The organism is Candidatus Woesearchaeota archaeon (genome assembly GCA_016192995.1).
Taxonomy (GTDB): domain Archaea; phylum Nanobdellota; class Nanobdellia; order Woesearchaeales; family DSVV01; genus JACPTB01.
Map to the genome: position 1 here is coordinate 228,479 of JACPTB010000005.1, position 23,651 is coordinate 252,129.

General features: G+C 34.2%; 21 protein-coding genes and 1 pseudogene. 10 read left to right on the forward strand and 12 right to left on the reverse strand.

Annotated elements, in window-relative coordinates:
- The first annotated feature begins 124 nt into the window (after nt 1–124).
- Complete coding sequence (locus HYY69_04905; protein ID MBI3032790.1) at nt 125–1,027, forward strand: hypothetical protein; 903 nt, start codon at nt 125–127, stop codon at nt 1,025–1,027.
- Nucleotides 1,028–1,259: 232 nt separating this feature from the next.
- Here HYY69_04905 and HYY69_04910 read toward each other — a convergent pair whose 3' ends face one another.
- Nucleotides 1,260–2,186 (reverse strand): ORF6N domain-containing protein, encoded by a 927-nt coding sequence (locus tag HYY69_04910; GenBank protein ID MBI3032791.1) that lies wholly within the window; start codon nt 2,184–2,186, stop codon nt 1,260–1,262.
- 461 nt (nt 2,187–2,647) lie between these two features.
- Here HYY69_04910 and HYY69_04915 point away from each other — a divergent pair, with 461 nt between their 5' ends.
- The gene (locus HYY69_04915) at nt 2,648–3,082 is read left to right on the forward strand and encodes a hypothetical protein (GenBank protein MBI3032792.1); all 435 of its coding nucleotides are present in this window, start codon (nt 2,648–2,650) and stop codon (nt 3,080–3,082) included.
- Between the two features lie 12 nt (nt 3,083–3,094).
- Here the strand turns inward: HYY69_04915 and HYY69_04920 are convergent, their stop codons facing one another.
- The 8 genes and pseudogenes from HYY69_04920 to HYY69_04955 form a co-directional block, all read right to left on the reverse strand.
- Nucleotides 3,095–3,964, reverse strand: coding sequence for a DUF58 domain-containing protein (locus HYY69_04920; GenBank protein ID MBI3032793.1), 870 nt, complete (start codon nt 3,962–3,964; stop codon nt 3,095–3,097).
- Nucleotides 3,965–3,967: 3 nt separating this feature from the next.
- Nucleotides 3,968–4,513 carry a MoxR family ATPase gene (locus tag HYY69_04925; GenBank protein MBI3032794.1) on the reverse strand — a complete coding sequence of 182 codons (546 nt, stop codon included), beginning with the start codon at nt 4,511–4,513 and terminating at the stop codon, nt 3,968–3,970.
- Between the two features lie 1,476 nt (nt 4,514–5,989).
- Nucleotides 5,990–6,484, reverse strand: a pseudogene (locus HYY69_04930) (AAA family ATPase).
- Nucleotides 6,485–6,518: 34 nt separating this feature from the next.
- On the reverse strand, nt 6,519–7,259 hold the full coding sequence (locus tag HYY69_04935; GenBank protein ID MBI3032795.1) for a hypothetical protein: 741 nt from the start codon (nt 7,257–7,259) through the stop codon (nt 6,519–6,521).
- 26 nt (nt 7,260–7,285) lie between these two features.
- Nucleotides 7,286–7,849: a hypothetical protein gene (locus HYY69_04940; GenBank protein MBI3032796.1), complete on the reverse strand. Its 564-nt coding sequence runs from the start codon at nt 7,847–7,849 to the stop codon at nt 7,286–7,288.
- 49 nt (nt 7,850–7,898) lie between these two features.
- Complete coding sequence (locus HYY69_04945; protein ID MBI3032797.1) at nt 7,899–10,235, reverse strand: VWA domain-containing protein; 2,337 nt, start codon at nt 10,233–10,235, stop codon at nt 7,899–7,901.
- A gap of 47 nt (nt 10,236–10,282) precedes the next feature.
- Nucleotides 10,283–12,118 carry a VWA domain-containing protein gene (locus HYY69_04950; GenBank protein MBI3032798.1) on the reverse strand — a complete coding sequence of 612 codons (1,836 nt, stop codon included), beginning with the start codon at nt 12,116–12,118 and terminating at the stop codon, nt 10,283–10,285.
- Between the two features lie 229 nt (nt 12,119–12,347).
- The gene (locus tag HYY69_04955) at nt 12,348–13,301 is read right to left on the reverse strand and encodes a hypothetical protein (protein MBI3032799.1); all 954 of its coding nucleotides are present in this window, start codon (nt 13,299–13,301) and stop codon (nt 12,348–12,350) included.
- A gap of 76 nt (nt 13,302–13,377) precedes the next feature.
- Here HYY69_04955 and HYY69_04960 point away from each other — a divergent pair, with 76 nt between their 5' ends.
- From HYY69_04960 to HYY69_04970, 3 genes are all read left to right on the forward strand, one after another.
- Nucleotides 13,378–13,551: a hypothetical protein gene (locus HYY69_04960; protein ID MBI3032800.1), complete on the forward strand. Its 174-nt coding sequence runs from the start codon at nt 13,378–13,380 to the stop codon at nt 13,549–13,551.
- 24 nt (nt 13,552–13,575) lie between these two features.
- A complete protein-coding gene (locus HYY69_04965) occupies nt 13,576–14,190 on the forward strand; it encodes a YggS family pyridoxal phosphate-dependent enzyme (GenBank protein MBI3032801.1) in 615 nt (204 codons plus the stop codon).
- Nucleotides 14,191–14,429: 239 nt separating this feature from the next.
- Entirely contained in the window at nt 14,430–15,722 is a 1,293-nt protein-coding gene (locus HYY69_04970; protein MBI3032802.1) for a serine hydroxymethyltransferase, read from the forward strand.
- A 199-nt stretch (nt 15,723–15,921) separates the two neighbouring features.
- On the opposite strand, the gene HYY69_04975 is transcribed toward HYY69_04970, so the two are convergent.
- Complete coding sequence (locus tag HYY69_04975) at nt 15,922–16,338, reverse strand: hypothetical protein (protein ID MBI3032803.1); 417 nt, start codon at nt 16,336–16,338, stop codon at nt 15,922–15,924.
- Between the two features lie 23 nt (nt 16,339–16,361).
- Nucleotides 16,362–16,826, reverse strand: a complete 465-nt coding sequence (locus HYY69_04980) for an Lrp/AsnC family transcriptional regulator (GenBank protein MBI3032804.1) — start codon at nt 16,824–16,826, stop codon at nt 16,362–16,364.
- A gap of 159 nt (nt 16,827–16,985) precedes the next feature.
- Here HYY69_04980 and HYY69_04985 point away from each other — a divergent pair, with 159 nt between their 5' ends.
- From HYY69_04985 to HYY69_05005, 5 genes are all read left to right on the forward strand, one after another.
- Nucleotides 16,986–18,449: a hypothetical protein gene (locus HYY69_04985; protein MBI3032805.1), complete on the forward strand. Its 1,464-nt coding sequence runs from the start codon at nt 16,986–16,988 to the stop codon at nt 18,447–18,449.
- A gap of 70 nt (nt 18,450–18,519) precedes the next feature.
- Nucleotides 18,520–18,942 (forward strand): 30S ribosomal protein S6e, encoded by a 423-nt coding sequence (locus tag HYY69_04990; GenBank protein ID MBI3032806.1) that lies wholly within the window; start codon nt 18,520–18,522, stop codon nt 18,940–18,942.
- Nucleotides 18,943–18,964: 22 nt separating this feature from the next.
- A complete protein-coding gene (locus HYY69_04995) occupies nt 18,965–20,290 on the forward strand; it encodes a translation initiation factor IF-2 subunit gamma (protein ID MBI3032807.1) in 1,326 nt (441 codons plus the stop codon).
- A 5-nt stretch (nt 20,291–20,295) separates the two neighbouring features.
- A complete protein-coding gene (locus tag HYY69_05000; GenBank protein MBI3032808.1) occupies nt 20,296–21,108 on the forward strand; it encodes a DUF814 domain-containing protein in 813 nt (270 codons plus the stop codon).
- A 48-nt stretch (nt 21,109–21,156) separates the two neighbouring features.
- A complete protein-coding gene (locus HYY69_05005) occupies nt 21,157–22,581 on the forward strand; it encodes an NAD(P)H-hydrate dehydratase (GenBank protein ID MBI3032809.1) in 1,425 nt (474 codons plus the stop codon).
- On the opposite strand, the gene HYY69_05010 is transcribed toward HYY69_05005, so the two are convergent.
- Nucleotides 22,571–23,623, reverse strand: coding sequence for a hypothetical protein (locus tag HYY69_05010; protein ID MBI3032810.1), 1,053 nt, complete (start codon nt 23,621–23,623; stop codon nt 22,571–22,573). The two genes, HYY69_05005 and HYY69_05010, sit on opposite strands and share 11 nt — an antisense overlap.
- Between the last annotated feature and the right edge of the window lie 28 nt (nt 23,624–23,651).

The following is a 23,651-nucleotide window of genomic DNA, read 5'->3' on the forward strand; positions in this document are numbered from 1 at the left end:
CATACTTAAGTTTTTTCCCCCAAAATGAGAAAAAATTTTACATTATTTGGAACTTTAATTGGTATATTGTCTATTTTATTATTATTATTATTTATATATGTGATATTAAAATTATTACTTTAAAATGGAACCCATATACGAACAAATTCAAAAAAAAATAATTAGGCAATATAAACAAAGAGCTTTTTTTAATAGGGTTAGTAATACAAATTTAACAGTTATGGTTATTTCTATTATCGTTATAATCTTTTCTTTATTGCTTTGGAATATAAAATATATAATTATAGCTTTAGTTCTATGTTTTGTTGAATATTTTATTGATAAACGATGTAAAGCAGACTTGGAATCTATTGGTCCTTTAATTAATTTTGAATATAGATTATTAATTTTTATAAATTTATTTTCTGAATTTCAAAAGAAGAAAAACTTTCTTACTTATTTTTTGTATAATAACAAATTTCAGAAATCTTTAAATAAGTTAGAAGATGAATTCCCAAATTTAAATGAATTTCCTATTCTTTCAATTTCACAAGATTTGATTTCTTCTTTTCAAACATTTACTAAAATTATTAATCGTATTAAAGAATTGAACTATTTGAAAAATATTGAAATTAACAAGACCGACTCTTTAATTTTAAATAGTATACTAAATAAACTTTTATCTTCTTATGATCAACGCGATTTAATGTCTGTAAACAAACGTTTAAACTCTTTTCTTGCTCAATTAGAGAAATTTCAAAAGCCTAAATCTGAACTGGGACTTTTCTTTGGGAAAACATTAGGAGATATTTTTAATTTATTTAGCGAAGCAATTCGTATTCCTAAATTAAAAATGCCTAATTTGTTAAAATGGATTATATTATTTTTATCGGTGTATTTTGTATATTTTTTATTACATTATCTCAATTCTTTATTAAGTGAGGATGTATTGTGGTTTAAACCAATTTTTGATGCTTCTCAAATATTGATCCCAATTATTATTTCAACTTTTGGAGTTATAAATCTCTTAGGTCTTTCAAAAACTTAACAAAACCCTTTAACTTAATATTTGAATCTTCTTTCATACTCTTTATGATCAAACCATTCAAGAACAATGCTTACAATCTTTTAATTCATCAATTTAAATAGTCTAAATCAAAAGAAATCAAGGATCTTTCTTATCTTTTAACATCTTTTTTGACATTTTATCAAAATCTAAGTTATGGTATTATGTTGATGTGTTTTTTATCACTCACAGTGTATCCATTTTTTGCACTAACTCAAGCTTCATTGATTTCCAGCCGATCAAGTATTTTGAATATTTCTTTATCGAATTTTGAGAATGCTAACCATTTCTTTCCTAAATCTTTTAAAGATGCCCCTAAGTGATAGACTTCTTTATTATCAATTATCAGAAACCTATCATGTGATAGCTTAAATTCTTTAACTTCAATGGGGGGATATTGTGAATTATATTTCATTAAATCGAGTGAGAATTGTTTAGAAATCTCTTTAGTGAATATAGTAACTTGCACCAGCTTATTTCTTTTGTTTAACATAGTCAATACGGTGTCATCTAGATAATTATCAATAAGAATTATTGACTTGTTAGCACTTCTGATTATTCTGCTAATGAATTGATATGAATCAAATATTTGTCCATCGAAAAATATACCTTTTTCAGGTATAGTTTCCTTATTCTGTAGGGCATCAAATATTTCATCAAATTTTTTATCATAATTTATCTGCTTTTTTTCCACACTATTTAATCTATGAAATATTTGAGTATTTAAAGAAATAAGCTTCCTCATTGTTACAAAAGCATTGATTATTTTTATACTTACCCTTATTGCACTATCACTCTTTAATACTGCTGAAAGCATTCCAACTCCTTGCTCAGTAAAAACATAAGGTAAATACTTTCGATGATGGCCTCTTTCACTGTTTAAGGTCACAACTTGTGACCTTAGATCCTTTATACTTGGAGTCACTAATTGTGATCTCAGGTGATTAAACTCTTCAAGATTTAATTGAAACATAAATTCCTTTGGAAATCTTTCAGAATTTCTCTTAACAGCTTGGTTTAATACTTTTGTCTTGACATCATAGAGTTCTGCAAGATCTGTATCAACCATTACTTGTAAACCTCTTACAGAATAAATTCTACTTTTTATATCGCCAATATTTATGAGTGAGTTATTAGTCATTTTCCATCTTACGAACTAATGTGAGTAGCTTATAAACCTTACTTCAACATGTCCAGTGGAAACGCTAAATTCGGAAAGTTTTCAAATAGAATGAAACCTTTTCGGAAATCCATGAATAAAATGATTAAATTATAACTTAAATCTCCACTGGACATATGGCTGTCTACTGCTTGGTATCTTGCTTCTGCATATTCTACACACCCCACCTTTCCGGCTTCGGTGAAAATCTCGGCATAGCCTCGGTTTTGGTGCCGTGATTATCTCACTTATTATATATAAGAAGGAAAAAATTCCTATTGGAATTTCCTTTTTTCTTGTACGTTAATTTGAAAGATAATCACCAGCATGGCACCAAAAACTACATTTTCACCGAAGCCAACCTTTCCGAAAACCTTAAATATAACCAACAGACACTGCATAACTCTCAAAACAAAATAAGAAGAAATCAAGTACATGAAGTAATGTGGCAAGATGAAAACATGAGCGTAGATGACGTAACAACAGATGAAGTAACAAGCTATGATATGAAATCAAGAAAACCTTCTGTAGATTCTTCAGTTTCTGATAAAACTCCAGTGCAGTTCTATGGAAAACGAGTCATGATAAGGGATGTTTCTGATCCTAGAAACGTAAATATTGTAGGAGTTTTGCATCCTGATAATGGAGAACTATCCTGCCGTTTAGATTTTCTCGATCAAGGTGTTGCAAAAACAACGTACTTTGATCCTGATGCATTAAGAGTTAAAGAAGTAGATGGTAAATATACCTTATTAACTGCAGAAAGAAGTTTAGAAACAGTTTCAGTACATGGTGTAGCAGGGGCGCTTAAACGATTAGATCTTTATAGACGCGGTGTTCGTGTTCATAACACAGTTTATCCAGCAAATCATATCTAAATATTTTTATCTTTAATTATGCGCGCCTCTTGATTTCAATACATCAAAGAAAGTATCGAATATTGGTTCATCAGTAGTTACCTGATTAAAACTTGCATGTAACCCAATGCAGATATCATGGATTTTAGAAGAATGTTCATTTAATTTCTGCTGGTATTTTTCACGCAATCGCTTGCTCATAAACGTATGCAATACCTGATTTGATTCAGCGTCATATAATTTAACATCTCCTTCAAAATTCAATTCTTTTTCAACACGATCAAGAACTTGGATTACTTTAATCTCTTGTTTTCCTAAACGCAATAATCCTCGTTCGATTTCTTCTGGGGGAAACAGAAAATCGCTTGCAAGCACAATTAATGACCTTCCCTTTAATGTTTTTCTTAATTTAACCATAGCATCCTCAAAATTAGAAACACCTTTCGCAGAGATTTCATTAATATTATCAATTACTGATACCATTTGCGACATTCCTCTTCGCGGCCGTAAGGTATTAAGCTGCGCAGAAAAGGTAGAGAATTGGAATTTATCATTCTCTTTCATAGCAAGATACGCAAACCCAGCTCCAATCATACCGCCGTATTCATACTTATTCAACGGTTTGCCAAAATTCATGCTTGCGCTAGCATCGACAATAATATACACGGTTAGAGTTCTATCTTCTTCATATTGTTTGACATATAATTTATCAGTTCTTCCAAGAAGCTTCCAATCAACAAGCCTTATATCGTCTCCAGCGACATAATTTCTGTAATCTTTGAGTGTTAATCCATGCCCAAAAGCAATAGATCTTCTTGCGCCGGAGTAATTAGAAGTAACCCTCTTATTGACAATTAAACTAAATCTATTCAATTGCTCTAAAAAATCAGTTTTGATGGCCATTATTTATTTAAGCTCCTTTTTGAGGATCTCACGGATAACATCATCAGTTGTCATACCTTTTCTCTCTGCTTCAAAGTTAAGAACAATTCTATGCCGCAGGACAGGGTAGGCTAATTTTTCAATATCTTTTGCGCTAACATGGCTTCTCCCGGTGATTAATGCTTGCGCTTTCGCAGCTAAAATCAAGCCAATGCTTGCTCGAGGTGATGCGCCATATTCAATATGATCTTTATCATTTCTTGTCGCAGCAACAATTTTAACCACTGCTTTTTGCAAATCATCAGATAAAGGAACCTGCCTGGTAAATTTTTGCAAGGCTAAGAATGAATTCTTGCCCAAGATCTTTCTAATCTCTGGATCCTTTAATTGTTTTGCATATCTATTAACTATTTCTATCTCATCATCAAATTTAGGATAGTCTATTTTTATTTTTAATAAAAACCTGTCTGTTTGCGCTTCAGGCAAAGGATAGGTGTTATGATTTATGCCACAACCTCCGAACCCTGCTATGTAATTTTGATGTTCAGGAACGGTTAATCCAAAAGCCATGCCTTTTGAAGGAGCGTACTCAATAGATGCAATGCCATCATAATAAATATCTTCACTGAGCAAGGCTTTGCAATACTCAAGTAATTGTTCAGCCTCTTCAAGGCATTTTTCATATTTTTGTTCCAGTACTTGTTTTATTGCTGATGCAGAATGAGGAGTGCTTCCCTGATAAAGATTCCATACTTGATTTTTTGAAATTTGCAATTGTTGAGCAATTGCCGTCATAGGGAGTCCAATATTTGCTGCAAAATACCTTGGATTTTGTTCAAGTTCTGCGGTAAACGCTGCTTCTTTTCGATAGTTAATTTCATGGTCTATATCATCAACAAATTGCTGGAGAGAATTAACTGCCATTACTGTTTCTCCTTCTTTTATTCCTTTATAACTCCCATACCAGCTTCGTTCAGTGAAGGTTTTTCTCCCTTTTAATGTGTGGAAACTGTTTAAACCAAGCATTTCTACTAATGATAAAATTACCCTTCGAGAAACAGGAACTACGCGGAAGCTTGAGGCAATAGTTCTTTGAAGATTGATTCCCATCATTTTTTCCTGAGATAGCCATCCTATGTTCTTCAAAAATGCAACGCAATCTTCTCCTTGAATTTTTAGCCTAAAAATTCTCCCATCAAAACGAGGATATGAAATAATGCCTTCACGCAATAACATATAAGAAATGAGGTTTATATTATGTTCACTTTTTTGGGTGAAAACAATTCTATTGTCTCGTAGTGATGATTCAAGCGCAATAAATGTTTTTAAAAATTCTCTATTCATTGCATCAGGAAAAGATAAAAACCATGACGGAATTTGTTTATCTTTTCCACCTTTCACACCAAATCTAATACGAAGATATTCTACCAATGGTTTAGCATAGATAGTAGCGTATCTGCACCCTCTGTTTAAAGTTACTGCAGGGTTAAATCCATATTTTTTTGATATAGTTACAAATCGATCAAGCACTTCAGGATAATTTTTCTGCACTGCTTGAACTGATTTTTCGCCAATATAACCATCAGATAATAAAAATCCTATCCAAAACGCAAAATCTTCATCAAAATGTATCTCCTTTGTCAACGGTTTTTGTTCCATTTGTGCTATGGTTTCTTGATGAGTTGGTATTTTTACAAAGTTAGGGTCAACAGAAATTTTTCGTGGATTAACTAAATAATCATATTTTGTTAAATCTTCTGCTTTTTTCCACATTATAATCCCATGTTCATTGACAAGGAAAGGATGGTTTTTAGTTACTGTTATCTTTTTTCCTGTTTTTGTAGTAATCGTTGCCATCTCAGCATTATAAGGAAGTGTATATAAATAACAGGATTGTTGTTCTAATTTACCGTGAGGATTCAAAGCAAGGGTGTAGGCATTAAGCTGATATAATTTTATTCCCTTCTCATCTTCTGCTATGCAATTATCGCCAGCAAGAGCTAGAAGTTCATTTCCCGTCTTAAGCTGGCCATTGATAAATACTGTCTGATCAAGCGCTAAGCTTCCTTCCTGCTCAATGGGGTTCTGTGTTGCTAAAACAAAGAAAGGCTGGGGGAGTTCATAGGTTTTATTTCCAACAGTTACTTGCTTCTCCTGCATTGCCTCTAGCAGAGCTGATTGTGTTTTAGGCGTTGCCCGATTGATCTCGTCTGCCAGGACAATATTGGCAAAAACAGGACCTTCTTGAAATTTAAAATACCTTTTTCCTTGATGTTCTTCAATAATCTCTGTCCCTGTAATATCACTTGGCATTAAATCAGGGGTATTTTGAATTCTTGAAAACTTCATATCCATAACATTGGAAAGAGTTTTAATCGTAAGGGTTTTACCTAACCCCGGGTAACTCTCCAGCAAAGCATTGCTTTCGCATAACATTGCAATAAGAATTTGTTCAACAACATCACGCTGCCCTACAATGACCTTCTCAATCTCCATAAACACAGCGTCAAATGTTTTTTTAAGCTTTTCTATTTCAATCATGGGTAAAACCTCTTTTTAGTCAAGTGAGAGACCTTCAGCCTCCTGTAACCGGTTGAAGGTCTCTCACTTGACTAAAATATTTTCTAATATATATTCTTTTCTTTTTTGACAGGAGTTCTTCAAATGTTTTATCTGATGCTTTGAATAATTCATCAGGCAGAGCTTCAGCCTTTTTGAGCTGGTTTTTATTGCCAATTTCCTGTATTTGGACATCCTGATTCAAATCATCTAAAGAAATATCCAAATCAAGCAATGAATCATGAAGCTGGTGTTTTAATAGCGAATTGCGGATGTTAAAACTCAACCCCCTATCTTGGAGTATTCCTTCAAGATCTAGGATCTGCCATCCATTAACCCCAATAATAATATTAAATATTGCAAAGAGAGAAATAAATGCAAATAATTTACCAAGTTTTTTAAGGTTAATAAATGACGAAATTCTAATCTCTTTTATCCCTTGAAACACTTGTTCCTGAAGCTTTAATACCATAAAATTCTCTACATGAACATTATCAGCAGCAGTTGAAAGCATTTCTTTTAAAAAAGGATTTTTCCCCTCAACTTCTTTAAGAGATTTTTTATTAATCTCTTTCTGCACGGTATAGGCAAAATAAAATAATGCTATAATGAATGCCATGTTTTTATAAAAATGAATAAGAATTAAGATACTGTACGCCAGCAGAAAAACAATAACTGTTTTGAGGAATGTTGTTAATATAATTACTTTATTTTGAGTGTCATATACCTCTTTGAGTGCAATATTAAAACGTGACATAACATACCTCTTCTATTACCTGATTATTAATCAGGTAATTCTAGTTTATTATAACAAGATGCTTGGTTGTCATTAGTTCTGCAATGATCAAAATCATCGATAAAGTCACCGGCATCTTTCTTGAATTTCTCCAGTTTACTGTTTGTTTTTTCAAGCTCGTCAACATTTTCCGTTAAGTCTTCAGTTTGTTTTTGAAGTTTTGCAATGCTGTTTATCTGCTGCGCTACTTGTGTTTTAAGGCTGGTAATAAGGTCATCTTTGTTGACAAGATCTTCTTGAGTTTTCTCAAGTTCACCTTCTGTTTCTTCATAAATAACATTGTATTCTTCTCTTGACTTTAAGAGGAATTGCTTAGTGTCATTTAATTCCAACGAGAGATTGAAATAATCATTTCTGCATAATTCGAGATTATATAATGTTTTGCTCATATTATTCTTGAGATGAGCTAATTGCTTTTCAAGAACATCATTGGAATTGTTAATTTTCCCCAGACTTCCTTGATACATTACTGTTAATACCACTAACACCAGCCCTATTCCAAGGATAATATACAACAACCTCAGATCAACATCAGATTTTAAGTAACCCATATTTACACCTTTCTATGTTAAGTATATTTATATTTTATTACATTTTATTTTATTGCATTTGGCTTTGTTTGATTTTGTCTTTAATTCTTCGAATAAGTATTTCAAGCAGTAATAAAGCAATAGCAGCTGTCAAAAGATAAGTATCTAATGGCTTTTTGGTTAAAATTTCAACCTTTGCATTATTTTTTGTTTGCTGAATAATTGCTTGGACTTGATCTTGATTGAAATAGCTTCCTTTGCTTTTCTTGACTAATTTGTCAAGACTTGCTTCATTAAATCCCGTTTGCTCATATTCTTCATCATAATTAACTGCAAAGAGGGTGTTAACAACCGTATCAAAACCAATTTTTGTCGGCACCATAGTACATTCATAATAATCTTCAATAATCATAAAATTACATCTCTCTGAAACAGGCTTGCCTTTTGTTTTATACTGCACTTTAGTATTCTTATTAACAACAGCATCTTGCACGGATACATATTCTTCTTTATTTCTATTAGGATCTCCTACTGCCCAATCAATAGAGCGATATACTAAAAATATGTTATCTTTGTTATATAATTCAGGCGCCCATTCTTGACCGGTATCTGTTGAGATAACTACTACTTTATTATAACTATTTGTTGTAATAATCGGAACTCCTGTTCCTGTGGTGACAAGGGTTCGTGCAGAGGCAGTAGGAATGACATTATTATATCCAAGAATTTCTGCATTAACTGTTGCATCAGCAGTGATCCAATGCTGTGGGTTTGAGATAATTAAATTCTTTTCAAAGAGCTTGTTGATGTCAGCAGCATTCTGCATAAACATTCCTCGTCCTTCAGAACTAATAAGCTGCCGTGTAGGTTTTAAGGCATTATCATCCAATTGCGTATTGATAACATTAAAACTATGGACTCTTACCCCCATATCTCGCAATACTTGCAAGCTCTGCAAACCTTTTTCAAGCAGTTGCTCATGAATTGCTCCATCACTTAATACAATGACATTATTATTGCCTTGTTTTGTTCGCATTTCCTGAGCTGCAAGATCTAATCCTTCATGAATCTCAGCAGGCCTGTACCAAATAATTCCGTCAATAGTGGTGATATCTTGATAATCAATCATTGATTTTATCATAGCATCTGCTTTATCAACTCCTCCCCAAGAATGAACAAGCATGCCAATATGAGCAAAGCTTAATACTTCCATCTGCACAGTCTCGCGGCGTTTGGAAAGAAGCGTTATCATCTGGCCAGCGTATTCTTCTTCAGGAGTGAATTTAGTATCAATATATCCAGATGCATCAGTAAGAAAAATAAAGTTGAAGTTAGTTCCTGTTTCTTGCATTGATCCACTAACAACAGGCAATAATAAATCAATCGGTGATGGACCCCTAAATGAATTTAATCCTCCAAAAAGAACTAAACCATTTCCATCATCAACAAAACTTTCTAGAACACGTGCTTCTTCCTGCGTAATACTATGCATTTTATCATCAATGACTACGGCAAAGTATCCCTGAAGACTGGAAGGAATTTTAGATTCTTTGGTAGCATAAAATCGAGCTTGGAGTATTTTATCAATGATTGAAGTTTTATCTGAAATATACAACACTTTTGGCTTTTCTACAACATCAACGACTTTGTAATACACATTATTAATTTCAAAAAAGTCTTTATCAAGAACTCGGGCAACAACTCTGTGCTGCCCGAGTTCATTAAAACGTTTTTTTATTTTAACTTTCTCTTCTCCTTCTTTAACCAGCTGGTCAAACGCAATTTTATCATCAATAACCACTTGTACTTTTACTAGCTTCTCAATCCCCTTCACGATCAATTGGAAATTATAATCTGTATCAACAATCGATATCTTTGGACCTTCAATTTTAATGCTGACATCTTTATCTTGAGATGTTAATTTAAGAGCATGGATAGTGGTGTTAAACTTTTCTGCAAATGCTCCAACATCAGAGAAACTCATAGAATCCAGATCATTATTACCATCAGTAACAAGGAGAATATTTTTCTTGCTTAATTGCCTGAATATTTCATCTCCTAATGGAGACCGCACATCATTAGCTATGTATTTTACCTCAACAGGAACTTCTTTTTCTATTTGTTTAACAAGGTTATTGACCTTGTCTACGTCGCTCTTAAAAAGCGACAGGGAAGTAGAATTATCATAAAGGATGGTAACTTCAGGATTTCCATCGCTGTTTTCACGTTTCGTAATAAAAGGATTCGTCAACGCAGCTACCAATAACGTAATAATAATGGTTCTCGAAACAAATATCCAAAATCGATATCGTCTCTTCTCCTTTTTCTCTTCACTATTAAACCTGACAAAGTTAATCATTAATAACAAAATTAAAACTATCAGCAGGATCGGGAGCACAAAAATCATATAAGGTTTTTCAATAGTTATTAATCCTAGTTGATCGAGAAGTATGATTATAAATCACCTCTGAACTTAATATAGAGTAATTCTAAAAATAATAAGGTTAATATTCCATAAATAAAATAATGTATTATTCTTCGCTTAATCTGAGCATCTTTTTCTTTAACAAGGGAACCGTCAACACTTGTTTGCTGAAACTCAAAATTAACATTTGACTCCACTTTATGAAGCAAATTTGAAGCAACTTGTCTGTTTCTAATCGAGTACATTCCTACTTCATCAAAATCTACCACTTGTGTTTTCATCTGCTTGGTTGGTGTTTTGACAGGAAGTTCAGTATCTAAAATGACCTGGTCTTTTACGCGATAATTGAGATCTTGGAGTGTTCCATCACCTAACATATAATCTAACAATTGCTGCCAGAAAACAGGATACGAGACATCGTATTTGAAAGTGCTTTCTTCATCAAATATACCATAATAAGCTACCAGTCCTTGACCATAGCTTCCCAAACCTATAATCGTAGTATTGTCTGCTGTTCGGGCAATGCTGGTTGTTTTGTCTTTTGCTTTGGCTTTAAAATGTTTATTTACTTTAGTAAATCCTACATCATTGGTAATTTGTGAAAGGGTATTTTGATTAAAAACATCTGCTTCACCAGCAGGTCCTTTTAACGTAACAGGAAGAATCTTTGTTAATTTTAATGCTTCTAAACTGTCTTGAGCAGTAACAATAAGGCTTGCTTTTCCTTCTTCAACAAGGTCCATAATATTCTCCTGCACTGACGTAGCAAATTTATTAGGCAATACTGAGTCTACAATAATAATCTGATGATCAACAATAGGTAATTTTGGCGGCTCAGCGAGTTCAATAGTAATATGATTATTCCAACTTTCAGCATAAGCTTTCAGCATAGGATAAATAAAATTTTGTTCTTTGTTGCTAATAAGCAAAATCTTCTTTTTAGTTTGTTGCGGAGCGCTGATATAAGCAATATCATCAACAGCAAAATCATCATCTGTTTCAAGCTCAATCTTGTTAATACCTGGTTGTGGCGTGAAAAGAAGCCGTTCTTCCCAATCAGCAGGTATTTTTATGTCGCTGTTTTGTTCATTTATAATCACCGGCACTTGCGCAGGTTCAGTATTATAATTGTGCATAGTTACTCGCACATTATCATCAATAAATTCCAAGTTTACAATGCCTATATTTTTGCGCGAGCTTTCTTTTACATTAACAAATTCAATTGGTCTGTCTTTGGCTTCCACTGATGTTTTAGCAATAGTAGGATCCAATCCATAAGAATTAATGAAATCACTGATGACCACAATTCTGCCGTTTTTATCACCAACAATATCGCTTGCAGCTAAAATCGCATTGCCAACAGGCGATAATGATTCTTTTGGCTCAAGGCTGTTAATCATTTGAAGCGCTTTATCACGGTCGCCTTTATCAAGAATCAATCGCGGATCATTTTCAATGGCTAAAATGCTTATTTTTTCACTATTAAGATAGTTTTTTGCTTCACTTTTCATCCGATCAAATGCAGTTCCTAATCCATCCTGCGCCTGCATGCTTGCGCTCATGTCAAGAACTAATACCGTAAACTCAGCATCAAGGTTTTTGTCAGTAAAATAAATAGGATCAGCTATGCTTAATGCTAAGCCAAGAATAAGAAGAAGGTGAAACAAAAGCAGCCAGTCGCGCAATAATGTTCGAAAAAAAGATTCCTGCCTGCTTTTTCCTGTTTGTTTAATAAGAAAAATTAACGAGGGAACCATTTTATCTTTGATCTTTGGTTTGATTAAATAAATAAGAAACAATACCCCTAAAGCGCTTAACGCCCATAATCCAAAGGTATTATTAAAATATTTCAACAGATCAATCATAAAAGCATTCCTCTTATTTTATACTTAGTTGACACCTATTTATTATTTATAATGATTTCTATTCAAGGTACGTAATAAGTCTTCCATGGTTTTAGCGCCGGTTCAGCTTGAGATGTGATTGAACATTGGATTTTTCTCTCTGGAACTCCGAAAAATCCCCAATAAAGATATAGAGGAGCTTCACAAAAGTAGGCGCTAAAACCCCAGACTTATTACGTACTAAAAATACTTATGGTATTCCCCCTCGATTGTCTAAATCATCCCTGATTGAAGGTTCATTCATTTTTTTCAAAGGAATTTTAGGGTCTTTTCCAAGAGCAAGCTCTTTTACTAATGCAGTTTGCTTGTGATCATATGATTTAGTGAATTTTTCTGCATCAGCTATATCTTTTTCAGTGATTGTTTGCAGTTCTTCTCTTGCTTTTGTCCGTGTAGGTTGTTGAAACGACTTCCGCTTGAATACAGCCATAAAACTGCTAAAAATTATCCCTAATACTACATTAACACCAAGAAGAATCATAGGATCTTTATTTGTATAAACTGTTGAATAATTAAGAAGATACGCAAAAACACCAATGATCATGATTATAGACAACAACGGCAATGCTGTTGTCATAAACTTATGATCAATACTTGCTAGGAGAAAATATCCCAATGCTAGAGCAATAAATGCTGGAGCCAAGGTTAATCCAACCATAAATATTGTTTCATTTACTCCTATGCTTATGACAAATGCTACAGCAGTCATCAAAATAAACGCAATAATAAATAAGGTAGTGAGAGGGAGACTTATTCCAGGTTGCGGTGTATTCCTGGCGATATTTCCTCCTTTAACTGCTTTAAAAGCAGCATCTATTAATTCTTTATGATGACCTTGGCGGAGCAGAGCGCGGCTAATAGCGCTTTCAGTATATCCTTGTTCAAGTTCTTGGCCGATATAATCAATAAGAAGCGTATTTGTGTAGGCAATAAGTTCTTGATCTAATTGCTTAAGGTCGGTTTTTTTAGTATGCTTGTGATGTTTAACTTCAATATCGCCTATCTCATAAACAACTTCATCAACGAGTTTTTGTCCATAGCCGTATTTTATAAGCGTGTTAACAATATCCTCAATAAAATAGCCATTTTGAAGCTGAAAGCGAATATAATCCATAAGATGCTGTTTGGTATAACTTTCATCCATAGGTATTCTTTAACATTCTTAGTTTATAAATTTTAATGATAAACTTTTTAAATGACAGCTTAGCTACAAACCCGCTATGGCAAAAGACGAAGAAAACACTGATGAAGAAGAAAACGTCTATAAAGAAACCGCTAGAGATGATCTTGTAGATAATGATGAGATCTCTCCCGAAGAAGAAGGCTTCATGCAGGGATATGACGATCGTAAAGAAAAAACAGAAGAGTACGATGAAACAGCCGATGAAGAATGATTTCTTGTAACTAATAACTGGGGGATTAATATTATTCCACCAACATTATTCCGCAAATTAGGTATTCCACCTTCAATTACTTTACTTGCAGTCACAAAAGGAAAAACAATATCCCAAATTCTTCCTCTTTTCAACCAAGGAATTACTGATATTGGCGAGAACAGAATACAGGAAGCAGAAGAGAAATTTCCTTTGCTTCCCTCTTCAATAACAAAGCATTTTATTGGTCATCTCCAATCTAATAAGGTTAAAAAAGCAGTTGCGTTGTTCAATGTTATTCAAAGTGTTGATTCGATTAAACTTGCTAAAACAATAGATGCAGAAAGTAAAAAACAACATAAAAACATCAAAATTATGCTGCAAGTTAATATCGGCAACGAAATACAAAAACACGGTTTTAAAAAAGAGGATATGGGTAATGCTTATAACACTCTTAAACTATTAGATCATGTTCAAATAATTGGTATCATGTGCATAGCTCCTTTGCATAAAGATCCTCAACCTTATTTTAAACAAATGAAACAACTACAACAACAATTGAAACTACCTCACCTCAGCATGGGTATGAGTGATGATTACCATATTGCGATAAAAGAAGGAGCAACTATGGTAAGGATAGGGAGAAAATTGTTTGAATAAAGGCTTCATCCAAAAAATGGCTGCCGCCAGGTTAGCGCCTTCGAAACTTCGCTTATTTCAATCGCATAATCGGTCACGCTCCGAAGGAGCTAAATATAATCCCGACTAAAGATCGGGATTATAAGACTTGCGTAAAGCAAGGGCACCCCTAAGAGTTTCGACCTGAGGGCGCTAACCTCATTTTTGGATGAAGCCTTGAATAAAGAAAACTATATAAATATTCTATCGCTTGCAGAATTATGTTAACAAATGTTGCTCAGCAAGATCCTGAAATTCTTATGTTATTACAATTAGAGCTTTCTCGTCAAAGAAACGGATTAATGTTAATTCCTTCTGAGAATTTTGCAAGCTTGGCAAGCTTGGAAGCTGCCGGGACTGTTTTAACAAATAAATATGCTGAAGGTTATCCTACTAGAAGGTATTACACCGGCAATAAAGTGATTGATAAAATTGAACAGCTTGCTATTGATAGAGCAAAAAAACTGTTTCAAGCTGAGCATGCAAATGTGCAGCCAAATGCTGGCTCAACGGCTAATCAAGCTTGTTATAATGCAGTGCTTAAGCCAGGTGATAAAATTCTAGGTATGAATCTTGGACATGGAGGGCATTTAACTCACGGCAATCCTGTCAATTTTTCAGGAAAAACATATTCTATTGTTCCGTATGGTGTTAATCAGGAAACAGAAATGCTTGATATGGATGAAATAAGAAAAATTGCTTTGAAAGAAAAGCCGAAATTAGTATTATCAGGCGCAACAGCTTACCCAAGAAAAATAGATTTTAAGGCATTTCAGGAAATAGCTTATGAAGTTGATGCATATTGTATGGCAGATATCAGCCATATAGTTGGCTTGTGTTTAGCAGGATTGCATCAAAATCCAGTACCAAGTCATGACATAGTCATGACTACTACCCATAAAACATTGCGCGGGACAAGAGGTGCGATAATCCTCTGTAAACAGGAAGACCGATTAAAGCATCTCTACGATCCAGAAGGTAAAAAAAATCTGGCGGAAAAGATTGATTTTAGTCTCTTTCCTGGTTTACAAGGAGGGCCTTTGCAGCATATTATTGCGGCAAAAGCAGTATGTTTTGCAGAAGCAATGAAACCAGAATTCAAAACCTATCAAGAACAAATTGTGAAAAATGCAAAAGCTTTGGCAGAATCATTGATCAATGAAGGCGTCCGTGTAGTAAGCAATGGCACTGATAATCATCTTATTCTCATAGATTGCCGTTCAGTTAACTGCAAAGGAAAGGAAGGAGCAAATACTTTGGAAGAATTAGGTATTTACACTAATTTTAACATGATTCCTTTTGATACAGGAACGCCCTTTAATCCTTCGGGAATTAGATTAGGAACACCAGCATTAACCTCTCGCGGCATGAAAGAATCAGAAATGAAAGAGATTGGTTCATGGATTGCAACAGTTCTAAAAAATCTCCACAATGACCATGTTAAAGAGAAAATAAGAAATGAAGTTCTTGAAATGACCAGGCAATTTCCTTTGTATCCTGAATTGGAATATTGAGTTTTAAATTATAGGGGATAATATCTTTAGAGAACTTTGCAAAATACTCGCAAAGCTCGGGTTACTGCCGGTTCGCATTGAAACATCCTTTTAACAAAGCAATTTTCTCTCTGGAACCTCGAAAATTGCCTGATACCTATTTCGAAAATGCTCACAAAATAGGCAGTAACCATAATTTTGCAAAGTTCTCTTTAATCTCTTAAGGTACAATTCCTAGGGATCGAAGATAAAGGTAAAATAGCGCAAGTAATCCACCTAATCCAAACAGTTTAAAATAATCTATTTCAAATTTTCCCTGCTTGTTTCTCATAAGAGCTTCTAATATAGCAACTTTTTGCTTAATGAGATAGATCGTTTTTTGCATATGGTAATTCGCCTGTAAAGTATGTACTCTTTTGTCAATATCTTGTGTTTGATTAATATAAACTTTTTCCTTTTCCCTTATCCAGGCAATCATGTAATAAACCATGATATAAATCACAGCTCCTACAAAATAAAAAATACTTTTCACTTGGTCATCTTTAGTTGCAGGTGGAAAGATTTGTAGATAGATGGTAAACACACCTACAACCAACAAAATAACATTTTCTAAATTAAGTTTGTTTTGTTTTTCCATAACTATCACTTGTTTTATACCCCTTAAATCAACAGTTCAACCAAACTAGGATCAGCCATGAACTGCTCTCGTTTCAAATCTTCAATAATATAATGAATCTCTTTTGCCCGTATACGATACGTTACCGTGATATAATCAAGAAATTCCTCGAGATCTTTGATATTTTTAAAAATACCTTCCATTAGAAAATCATACCCATTGTTAATTTTATACACAGAATTAACATTAAGATGTTTAAGAAGGCATTCAAGCAATCTCTCTTTTGTTTCAGTATGTGATTTTAATGCAACATGTGCGCGCACATGATAACCAAAATACGTAAAATCAGCAATCACGGTATTGCGAGAAACAATATTTGCTTGATACTCTCGCGCTTTATCAAAAATACTAGAAATAGGAATGCTTGTTTTCTTGCTTAAAGAAGTCAGTGTCTCACGCCCATTCTTGCGCAAGTAACTCATTATAATAAAATCCCTTTTTTTGATCATAGATACCACCTCTTTTTTTCGAATTAATTGAAACTGTTTCAGAATAAGCGAAAAAACTATATCAGATTATTTCATAAGATTCATAAGGTATCTTAAGTTTTCTTAAGATACCTTATAAAACTAAATTTTTTTAAATAAGTTCGTATTATACCTACACTTATGAACGAAGCACGCAGAAACGTTCCAGAGGTAGTGTTGGGAGGACGACGAAGGAGAAGCGTTACAGCAGGTTATATTACAAGTTATAACCCTTATGATGATAACAAAGATGGTACAACAGATAGTAATGCAGGTACTACTGTTGATCCTGGTTTAGAAGAACGTTTAGATCAAGATGGTGCGCAGCATCAACGAGGGACTGTTATTCGCCGTCGGAGAAATGGCGGCAGTGAGCCAGATATTCAACGATTAGATTGTAGAGTGCTGCCAGTAGGTTCTCAATCGTGTGCTGTTCCTGAAGTTGAACAATTACCTGGAGCAGAAGTTCAAACAACATCAGACAGAAGAATTGATCAACGAAAAGTTGAAAATTTCAAAAACTTTCTTACGTATATTCTTGGATCTGAATTAAGATTAGTGATGGTTGGTTATGTGTTAAGTAGAAAAACAGAGCCTAAAACTGGCTATCAAAAACTAAAAGCAGATGTTGTTTGGGGAAGATTAGAAAATCTCGTCGCTGATGATGCTGCTCGTTTATATCTCAGTACACACAATAATCAAGGCTCAGTAGTGAAGCATTTACGAGATATGTTAGTTCCAATAGTTCATCTTATACCTAATAGCTCTTCTCGCTCTAAACCTTTTTTTCAACTTTCAGTTCATGGAGAACGCTATGTTGCTGCTGCACAATATGCATATCAATGGCTTGCTCACCATGATCTCGATGCAATGAGCATTGTTTTTTCTCCAAAGCAAGATCAAAAACTTCCTGGCCCTGTATGTGATGTTCTTTTCTTAGACGCTATTGCACAAGGTTGTAAAAATCACCAAGAAATAAAGGATCATTTCCGCACAGGCGCAACAGGTTTTAAAGGTTATGATCCTCGAAAAGAATTGCCTGATCCTCCAAATTTGGGGCACAGTGTTGCAAGGCGTGTTGAAAAATATAACGCATTAGGTTATATCACCGAAAATGATGGAATACTGAGCTTAACAGACAAGGGTAAAACATTAGTAACATTTATACACACACTTTATGATTTATTTCTTGGTGATGAAACTGCAGCAAGAACTGTTGCAAGAGACCTGAAGAGTTATAAGAAAGACGGTGTTAATCCACATCATGTTTTAATTCCGCGTTATTTTGAAGGGAATCGAGGCAGTGAGCAATCTTTTATTGACCAGTTACGCTTACTATATCAGCACATTGAACATCATGAGGGTGAGGGATTAAATGTAACTCAGATTTATCAACACCTTTCAGAGCATGGTTCAAGGTTATCAAGAGCAAAAATTGAAGAAGGTGTTCTTGCACTAGCTAAAAGAGGATATCTCGTAAGTCATCAAGTTGTCAAAGAGCATCGTAATGGAGCTGGAAGGCATGGCGGAACATTGCATAACTTAGACACTTATCGCTACACTATAAAAAAAGATAAACCATTTTCTTTTCAACAATCTTTATAAATAAATCCCAATTCTTATATTATAGCAACTGAGGCCCTTCAATGAAGGAGATTACTCGGGAGGAAACAACATGGCACAATTTAAAGTAGTTATAGCAGATCCTAAATCAGGAAAAGCTGTTCAGAAGGAAGTTAAAGACAACGAAGCTGCTTCTTTTATTGGATTAAAACTTGGAGATAAAGTTAAAGGAGAAATTCTCGACCTTACAGGGTATGAATTTGAAATTACTGGCGGCAGTGATTATTGCGGTGTCCCTATGCGTAAAGATGTTCCTGGAACAGGGAGAAAAAAGATTTATGCAGTCCAAGGTGTTGGCTTGAAACGGAAAATAGTTATTACCAAAAAAGGCGAGAGAAAAATTAGAAGAAAAAGCCATGGTATTAAACAACGTAAATTAGTAAATGGCAACACTATTCACGATAAGACTGCGCAAATTAATGTCAAAGTTCTTAAGCATGGTTCAACGCCGCTTTTTACTGAAAAAAATTTATAAATTAACAGAAGTTCTAACAACCATGGCTCGAAAGAAAACAGCAGAAGAAGAATTAGGAGATGAAGCTAAAAAAACACCTAAGTCTTCAGGTAAATCAAAGGAAGTAAAAGAGCAGGCTAAAGAGCCTTCTAAAACAAAGCACACTTTGTTACAGCCAGAGATCAACATCGGCTTAGTTGGTCATGTAGATCATGGCAAAACAACATTAACTGAACGTCTTTCAGGAAGATGGACTGATACGCATTCAGAGGAAATTAAGCGCGGCATTACGATTCGTTTAGGGTATGCAAATTTCAGTGTATATTATGATGATGATACTAAAACATACAGCACGCAAAAAACAGAAACAAATCAATTAGTAAGGACTATTAGTTTAGTTGATGCACCTGGCCACGAAAGTTTAATGGCCACTATGCTTGCAAGCGCAACAATTATTGATGGCGCTTTGTTATTGGTTGCAGCAAATGAACATTGCCCGCAACCGCAGACACGAGAGCATTTAATGGCATTGGAAATCGTCGGAATAAAAAAAGTAATTATTGTTCAAAACAAAATTGATCTTGTCACTAAAGAGCAAGCATTAAAAAATTACGAAGAAATTAAAACATTTTTGAAAGGAACTGCTTTTGAAAATGCGCCGATTATTCCCCTGAGCGCGCAGCATAATAGCAACGTAGATCTTCTTTTAAAAACTATTCAAGATTATATTCCAACGCCGAAGCGTGATCCAGCTACTGAACCAATAATGTATGTTGCAAGAAGTTTTGACATTAATAAGCCTGGGACGAAAATAGAAGAAATAAAAGGAGGAGTTTTAGGCGGCTGTGTGATGAGCGGCAGGTTTAAAATTGGCGATAATATTGAAATTAAGCCAGGATATGAAGTAGAAGAGAAAAACCAAAAAGTATATTATCCTTTACGATCCAAAATTATTTCTCTGATGACTGACAAAACAGTTGTAACTGAAATATTTCCCGGCGGTTCCATTGCGGTTTTAACTGAACTTGATCCAAGTATTGTAAAGTCTGATAAATTGACCGGGTCAATAGTTGGTTTGCAGGGAACCTTACCAGAAACAAAAACAGAGATTACCCTTCAAGTGACTTTGCTTAACCGTGTTGTTGGTGCAGAAGATGATGTGGTTGTTGAACCTTTGAGAAAACTTGAGCCTATTATGTTAAATGTTAATTCCGCAACAACAGTTGGTGTTATTATTGAACTGTCAAAAAACATTATTAAATGCAAACTCAAGCTCCCGGTCTGCTGCAAACCTGGTTCAAGGATGACACTTTCTCGAAGAATTGGAAGCAGGTTTAGGCTTATTGGTTATGGTATCCTCAAGAGATAGAGATTATGAAAGTATCTTTGGATTTTACTAAAACTGTTGAACAAAATGCTGTTGTTTATTTTGAAAAGGCCAAGAAAGCTAAAAAGAAACTAGAGGGAGCTCGGCAAGCTGTTGCTCGATACCAACATGAGCTTGAAAAACTTCAAAAACAACAATTACTTCAACAGGCACTTGAACAGCAGCAACAAGCTGCTGTTCAAGCGCCCATTAAAAAACAATGGTATGAAAAGTTTAGATGGTTTATTTCAAGTGAAGGTTTTCTTGTTATTGGCGGCAGAGATGCAACAACGAATGAAATTGTTATTAAAAAACATACTGATAAAGAAGATTTTGTGTTTCATACTGATATGGCAGGAAGTCCTTTTTTTGTGATCAAAATTAAAGAAAAATATGGACGTCCTGAGATTAAGGTACCAGACAAAGCAACACTTGAAGAGACTGCTCAAGCAACTGCTTGTTTTTCCCGTGCTTGGAAATTAGGGCTTTCAGCTATGGATGTTTTTTATGTTAAGCCAGAACAAGTTTCTAAAGAAGCAGAAGCTGGTGAATACATGGCAAAAGGAAGCTTTATGATCAGGGGCAAGAAAAACTATGTCCGATTTTCAAAGTTTGAATTAGCAGTTAGTTCAGTCGAAGGAAGAATCATTTCTGGACCAAGAGCTTCCCTACAATCACAAACCAAAGATTATATTGTTCTTATTCAAGGCAAAGAAAAACCAAGTGATATTGCACGAAAGATAAAAAAGCGTTTTGGCGGAACACCTGATGATATTATCAGGATGCTGCCAGCAGGAAATATGGATATTGTTAAGGGTTAAATTTTAAACAACATAAATATTAATAAATTTATACATTAATACCTCATTATGATCACTACACAACAAATGCATATTCTTGAACAAAATGCTGCTTATTATGGTGTTTCAACAGTTCAATTAATGGAAAACGCTGGCAAGGGAATTGCAGATTATATTAAACAGCATTTTCCTAACAAAAAAGTCATTGTTGTTGCTGGCCATGGCAATAATGGAGGGGATGGTTTTGTTGCAGCGAGATATTTGAATTGCAAGGTTTATTTTGTTGGTTATAAAGAAAAATTAACACCATTGGCATTAAAAAATATTAAACGATTACATAAACAACAATTTGTTGATGATTTCAATAATGTGGATATTATTGTTGATGCCATTTTTGGCTGTGGTTTTAAAGGTGAAGTTAGAGAACCTTATGTTTCTGTTATTAAAAAGATAAATAATCTGAAAATGCAGAAAAAGATAAGAAACATTATTTCAGTTGATATTCCTTCAGGTTTAGATGCAAATACAGGAAAAGGTTCTTTATTTGTTAAAGCCGATATTATGTTGACAATGCATGATACAAAACAAGGATTAAAACAATTCAAAGTAGAGGTTCTTGACATTGGTATTCCTAAAAAAGCAATTATCCAAACAGGACCTGGAGATGTGAAATCAGTTATTCCTCATCGCACTGATCAAAGTCACAAAGGTGATTTTGGGCGCGTACTCGTTGTAGCAGGAAGTTTGGATTATCCTGGCGCTGCTGTTTTAGTGTGCCAAGCATTAGTTGCATTGCGATCAGGTGTTGATCTTATCACTGTTGCAGCTCCTGAAAAGACGGCATTGTTGATTAATTCATTTATCCCAGATATTATAACTAAGAAATTAAAGGGTGATTATTTTAGCAAAGAACATATTCATAAAATTCTCGCACTTATGATGAAAGCAGATGCTATAGTTATTGGTCCAGGACTCAGCTTACAAAGCAAAGGTTTTATTCAAAAAATAATTAAAAAAACATCTAAACTATCTAAAAATATGGTCATTGATGCAGATGCCTTGAAATCAATAAAAATAGCCGATGTTAAACACGCAATTCTTACTCCTCATGCAAAAGAATTTGAAATGCTTACCAAGGAAAAGTTACCTCAGAATCTTAATCAAAAAATAAAACTACTACAGAGATATGCAAAGCATAATTGTATTCTTCTTAAAGGCAATCCAGATATTATTGCTTATCAAGGAAGATATAAATTAAATTATACTGGCAATCCTGGCATGACTGTTGGAGGAACTGGCGATATTCTTGCAGGATTATGCGCAGGATTTTTAGCACAATCTGGAGATTTATTTCAAAGCGCCTGCGCAGCTGCATTTGTCAATGGTTTAGCTGGCGACAGGTTGAAGAAAGAATTAGGATATGGATTTATTGCAAGTGATATTAGTAAGGAGATTGCTAAGATTATTAGAAGCTTGCATAACTTTAAGATGTAATATGATGATAACCTCCTTTATCCTCACTAAGTACTTTTTTAACTCTAAAGATATCAAAATTTATTCCAGGTTGCAGGCATTGTTCTGTTCTATTATGTATTTTTCTTGCCTTCAATCCATGGTATATAGCTTGTAAACTACTTAATGCCTCATTTGTTCTTCGAGCATGAGTAAGATCAAGTTCTACAATATCAGAATAAATAGTGCCTTTGCCTTCTACTAATACAAACTGAGTACTTCCTGTTTGCGGATGATATGCTATGAGATATCTGCTTCTTGCAAGATATTCAAAACCTCTGAAAGAATCATCAGCAGATTTATCAAGATCTGCAAGATCTTTATCTGTAAATCTTTCAGCATAAATAACTCCTGGTTGTGTGTTAGTTTTCATTGCTTTTTTCATTGCTTCTTCTGAAATATATTCTATAACTCTGAATGCAGGTAAACAACCTTTCTCACCAGGTGGTCCTACGTCTACTAACACTTTTTCGAATCCAACATAGGGTGTTCTATGTCTCCTAATAATTGGTTCGAATACATCTTTATGTAAAACATCATAAGTAGTGCCAGCCTCTGTTCTGAGTCCTGCACCATAATGCAAACTGACAACAGGTGTTACTTCATCTAATGATTGCCTAAATGACATTGTTGCTAAGGGAAGTAAAACTGGATTTCCTGGTATCCCCCGAAGATCATCTGTCTCAAATGAATATTCATGTCCATAAGTTAGAAAAGTTACGTCAGGAATGCCTAGCATACTTAGTCTTGCTGAACCAGAACTGAGCATATTACCTTCGATTTTTGCTATATCACTTTCAAGAGCCTTTAATGTATGATGAATCTGTATGTCGTCTTGTAGAATCTCGGTTCCTACTTTAACAACAACAGGATATGCATTTCCTATTGCAAAAAAATCCTTTTTTCGTACATCTATAACGTCATAAAGCATCTGAAAAAGAGGAACTAAATTAGAAGGATGATCAGGATGAATTACAAATTCTTTTGTTATTTCGCTTTCTCCAATTCTGAGTTCTAAATTCATAAAAATCACACTATCAAGTATTTTGTCT

Excerpts from the sequence above, each read along its gene's own strand:
- HYY69_04905 (MBI3032790.1), top strand. The coding sequence starts at position 125 with ATGGAACCCATATACGAACAAATTCAAAAAAAAATAATTAGGCAATAT.
- HYY69_04910 (MBI3032791.1), bottom strand. The coding sequence starts at position 2,186 with ATGACTAATAACTCACTCATAAATATTGGCGATATAAAAAGTAGAATT.
- HYY69_04915 (MBI3032792.1), top strand. The coding sequence starts at position 2,648 with ATGTGGCAAGATGAAAACATGAGCGTAGATGACGTAACAACAGATGAA.
- HYY69_04920 (MBI3032793.1), bottom strand. The coding sequence starts at position 3,964 with ATGGCCATCAAAACTGATTTTTTAGAGCAATTGAATAGATTTAGTTTA.
- HYY69_04925 (MBI3032794.1), bottom strand. The coding sequence starts at position 4,513 with ATGGCTTTTGGATTAACCGTTCCTGAACATCAAAATTACATAGCAGGG.
- HYY69_04935 (MBI3032795.1), bottom strand. The coding sequence starts at position 7,259 with ATGTCACGTTTTAATATTGCACTCAAAGAGGTATATGACACTCAAAAT.
- HYY69_04940 (MBI3032796.1), bottom strand. The coding sequence starts at position 7,849 with ATGGGTTACTTAAAATCTGATGTTGATCTGAGGTTGTTGTATATTATC.
- HYY69_04945 (MBI3032797.1), bottom strand. The coding sequence starts at position 10,235 with ATGATTTTTGTGCTCCCGATCCTGCTGATAGTTTTAATTTTGTTATTA.
- HYY69_04950 (MBI3032798.1), bottom strand. The coding sequence starts at position 12,118 with ATGATTGATCTGTTGAAATATTTTAATAATACCTTTGGATTATGGGCG.
- HYY69_04955 (MBI3032799.1), bottom strand. The coding sequence starts at position 13,301 with ATGGATGAAAGTTATACCAAACAGCATCTTATGGATTATATTCGCTTT.
- HYY69_04960 (MBI3032800.1), top strand. The coding sequence starts at position 13,378 with ATGGCAAAAGACGAAGAAAACACTGATGAAGAAGAAAACGTCTATAAA.
- HYY69_04970 (MBI3032802.1), top strand. The coding sequence starts at position 14,430 with ATGTTAACAAATGTTGCTCAGCAAGATCCTGAAATTCTTATGTTATTA.
- HYY69_04975 (MBI3032803.1), bottom strand. The coding sequence starts at position 16,338 with ATGGAAAAACAAAACAAACTTAATTTAGAAAATGTTATTTTGTTGGTT.
- HYY69_04980 (MBI3032804.1), bottom strand. The coding sequence starts at position 16,826 with ATGATCAAAAAAAGGGATTTTATTATAATGAGTTACTTGCGCAAGAAT.
- HYY69_04985 (MBI3032805.1), top strand. The coding sequence starts at position 16,986 with ATGAACGAAGCACGCAGAAACGTTCCAGAGGTAGTGTTGGGAGGACGA.
- HYY69_04990 (MBI3032806.1), top strand. The coding sequence starts at position 18,520 with ATGGCACAATTTAAAGTAGTTATAGCAGATCCTAAATCAGGAAAAGCT.
- HYY69_04995 (MBI3032807.1), top strand. The coding sequence starts at position 18,965 with ATGGCTCGAAAGAAAACAGCAGAAGAAGAATTAGGAGATGAAGCTAAA.
- HYY69_05000 (MBI3032808.1), top strand. The coding sequence starts at position 20,296 with ATGAAAGTATCTTTGGATTTTACTAAAACTGTTGAACAAAATGCTGTT.
- HYY69_05005 (MBI3032809.1), top strand. The coding sequence starts at position 21,157 with ATGATCACTACACAACAAATGCATATTCTTGAACAAAATGCTGCTTAT.
- HYY69_05010 (MBI3032810.1), bottom strand. The coding sequence starts at position 23,623 with ATGAATTTAGAACTCAGAATTGGAGAAAGCGAAATAACAAAAGAATTT.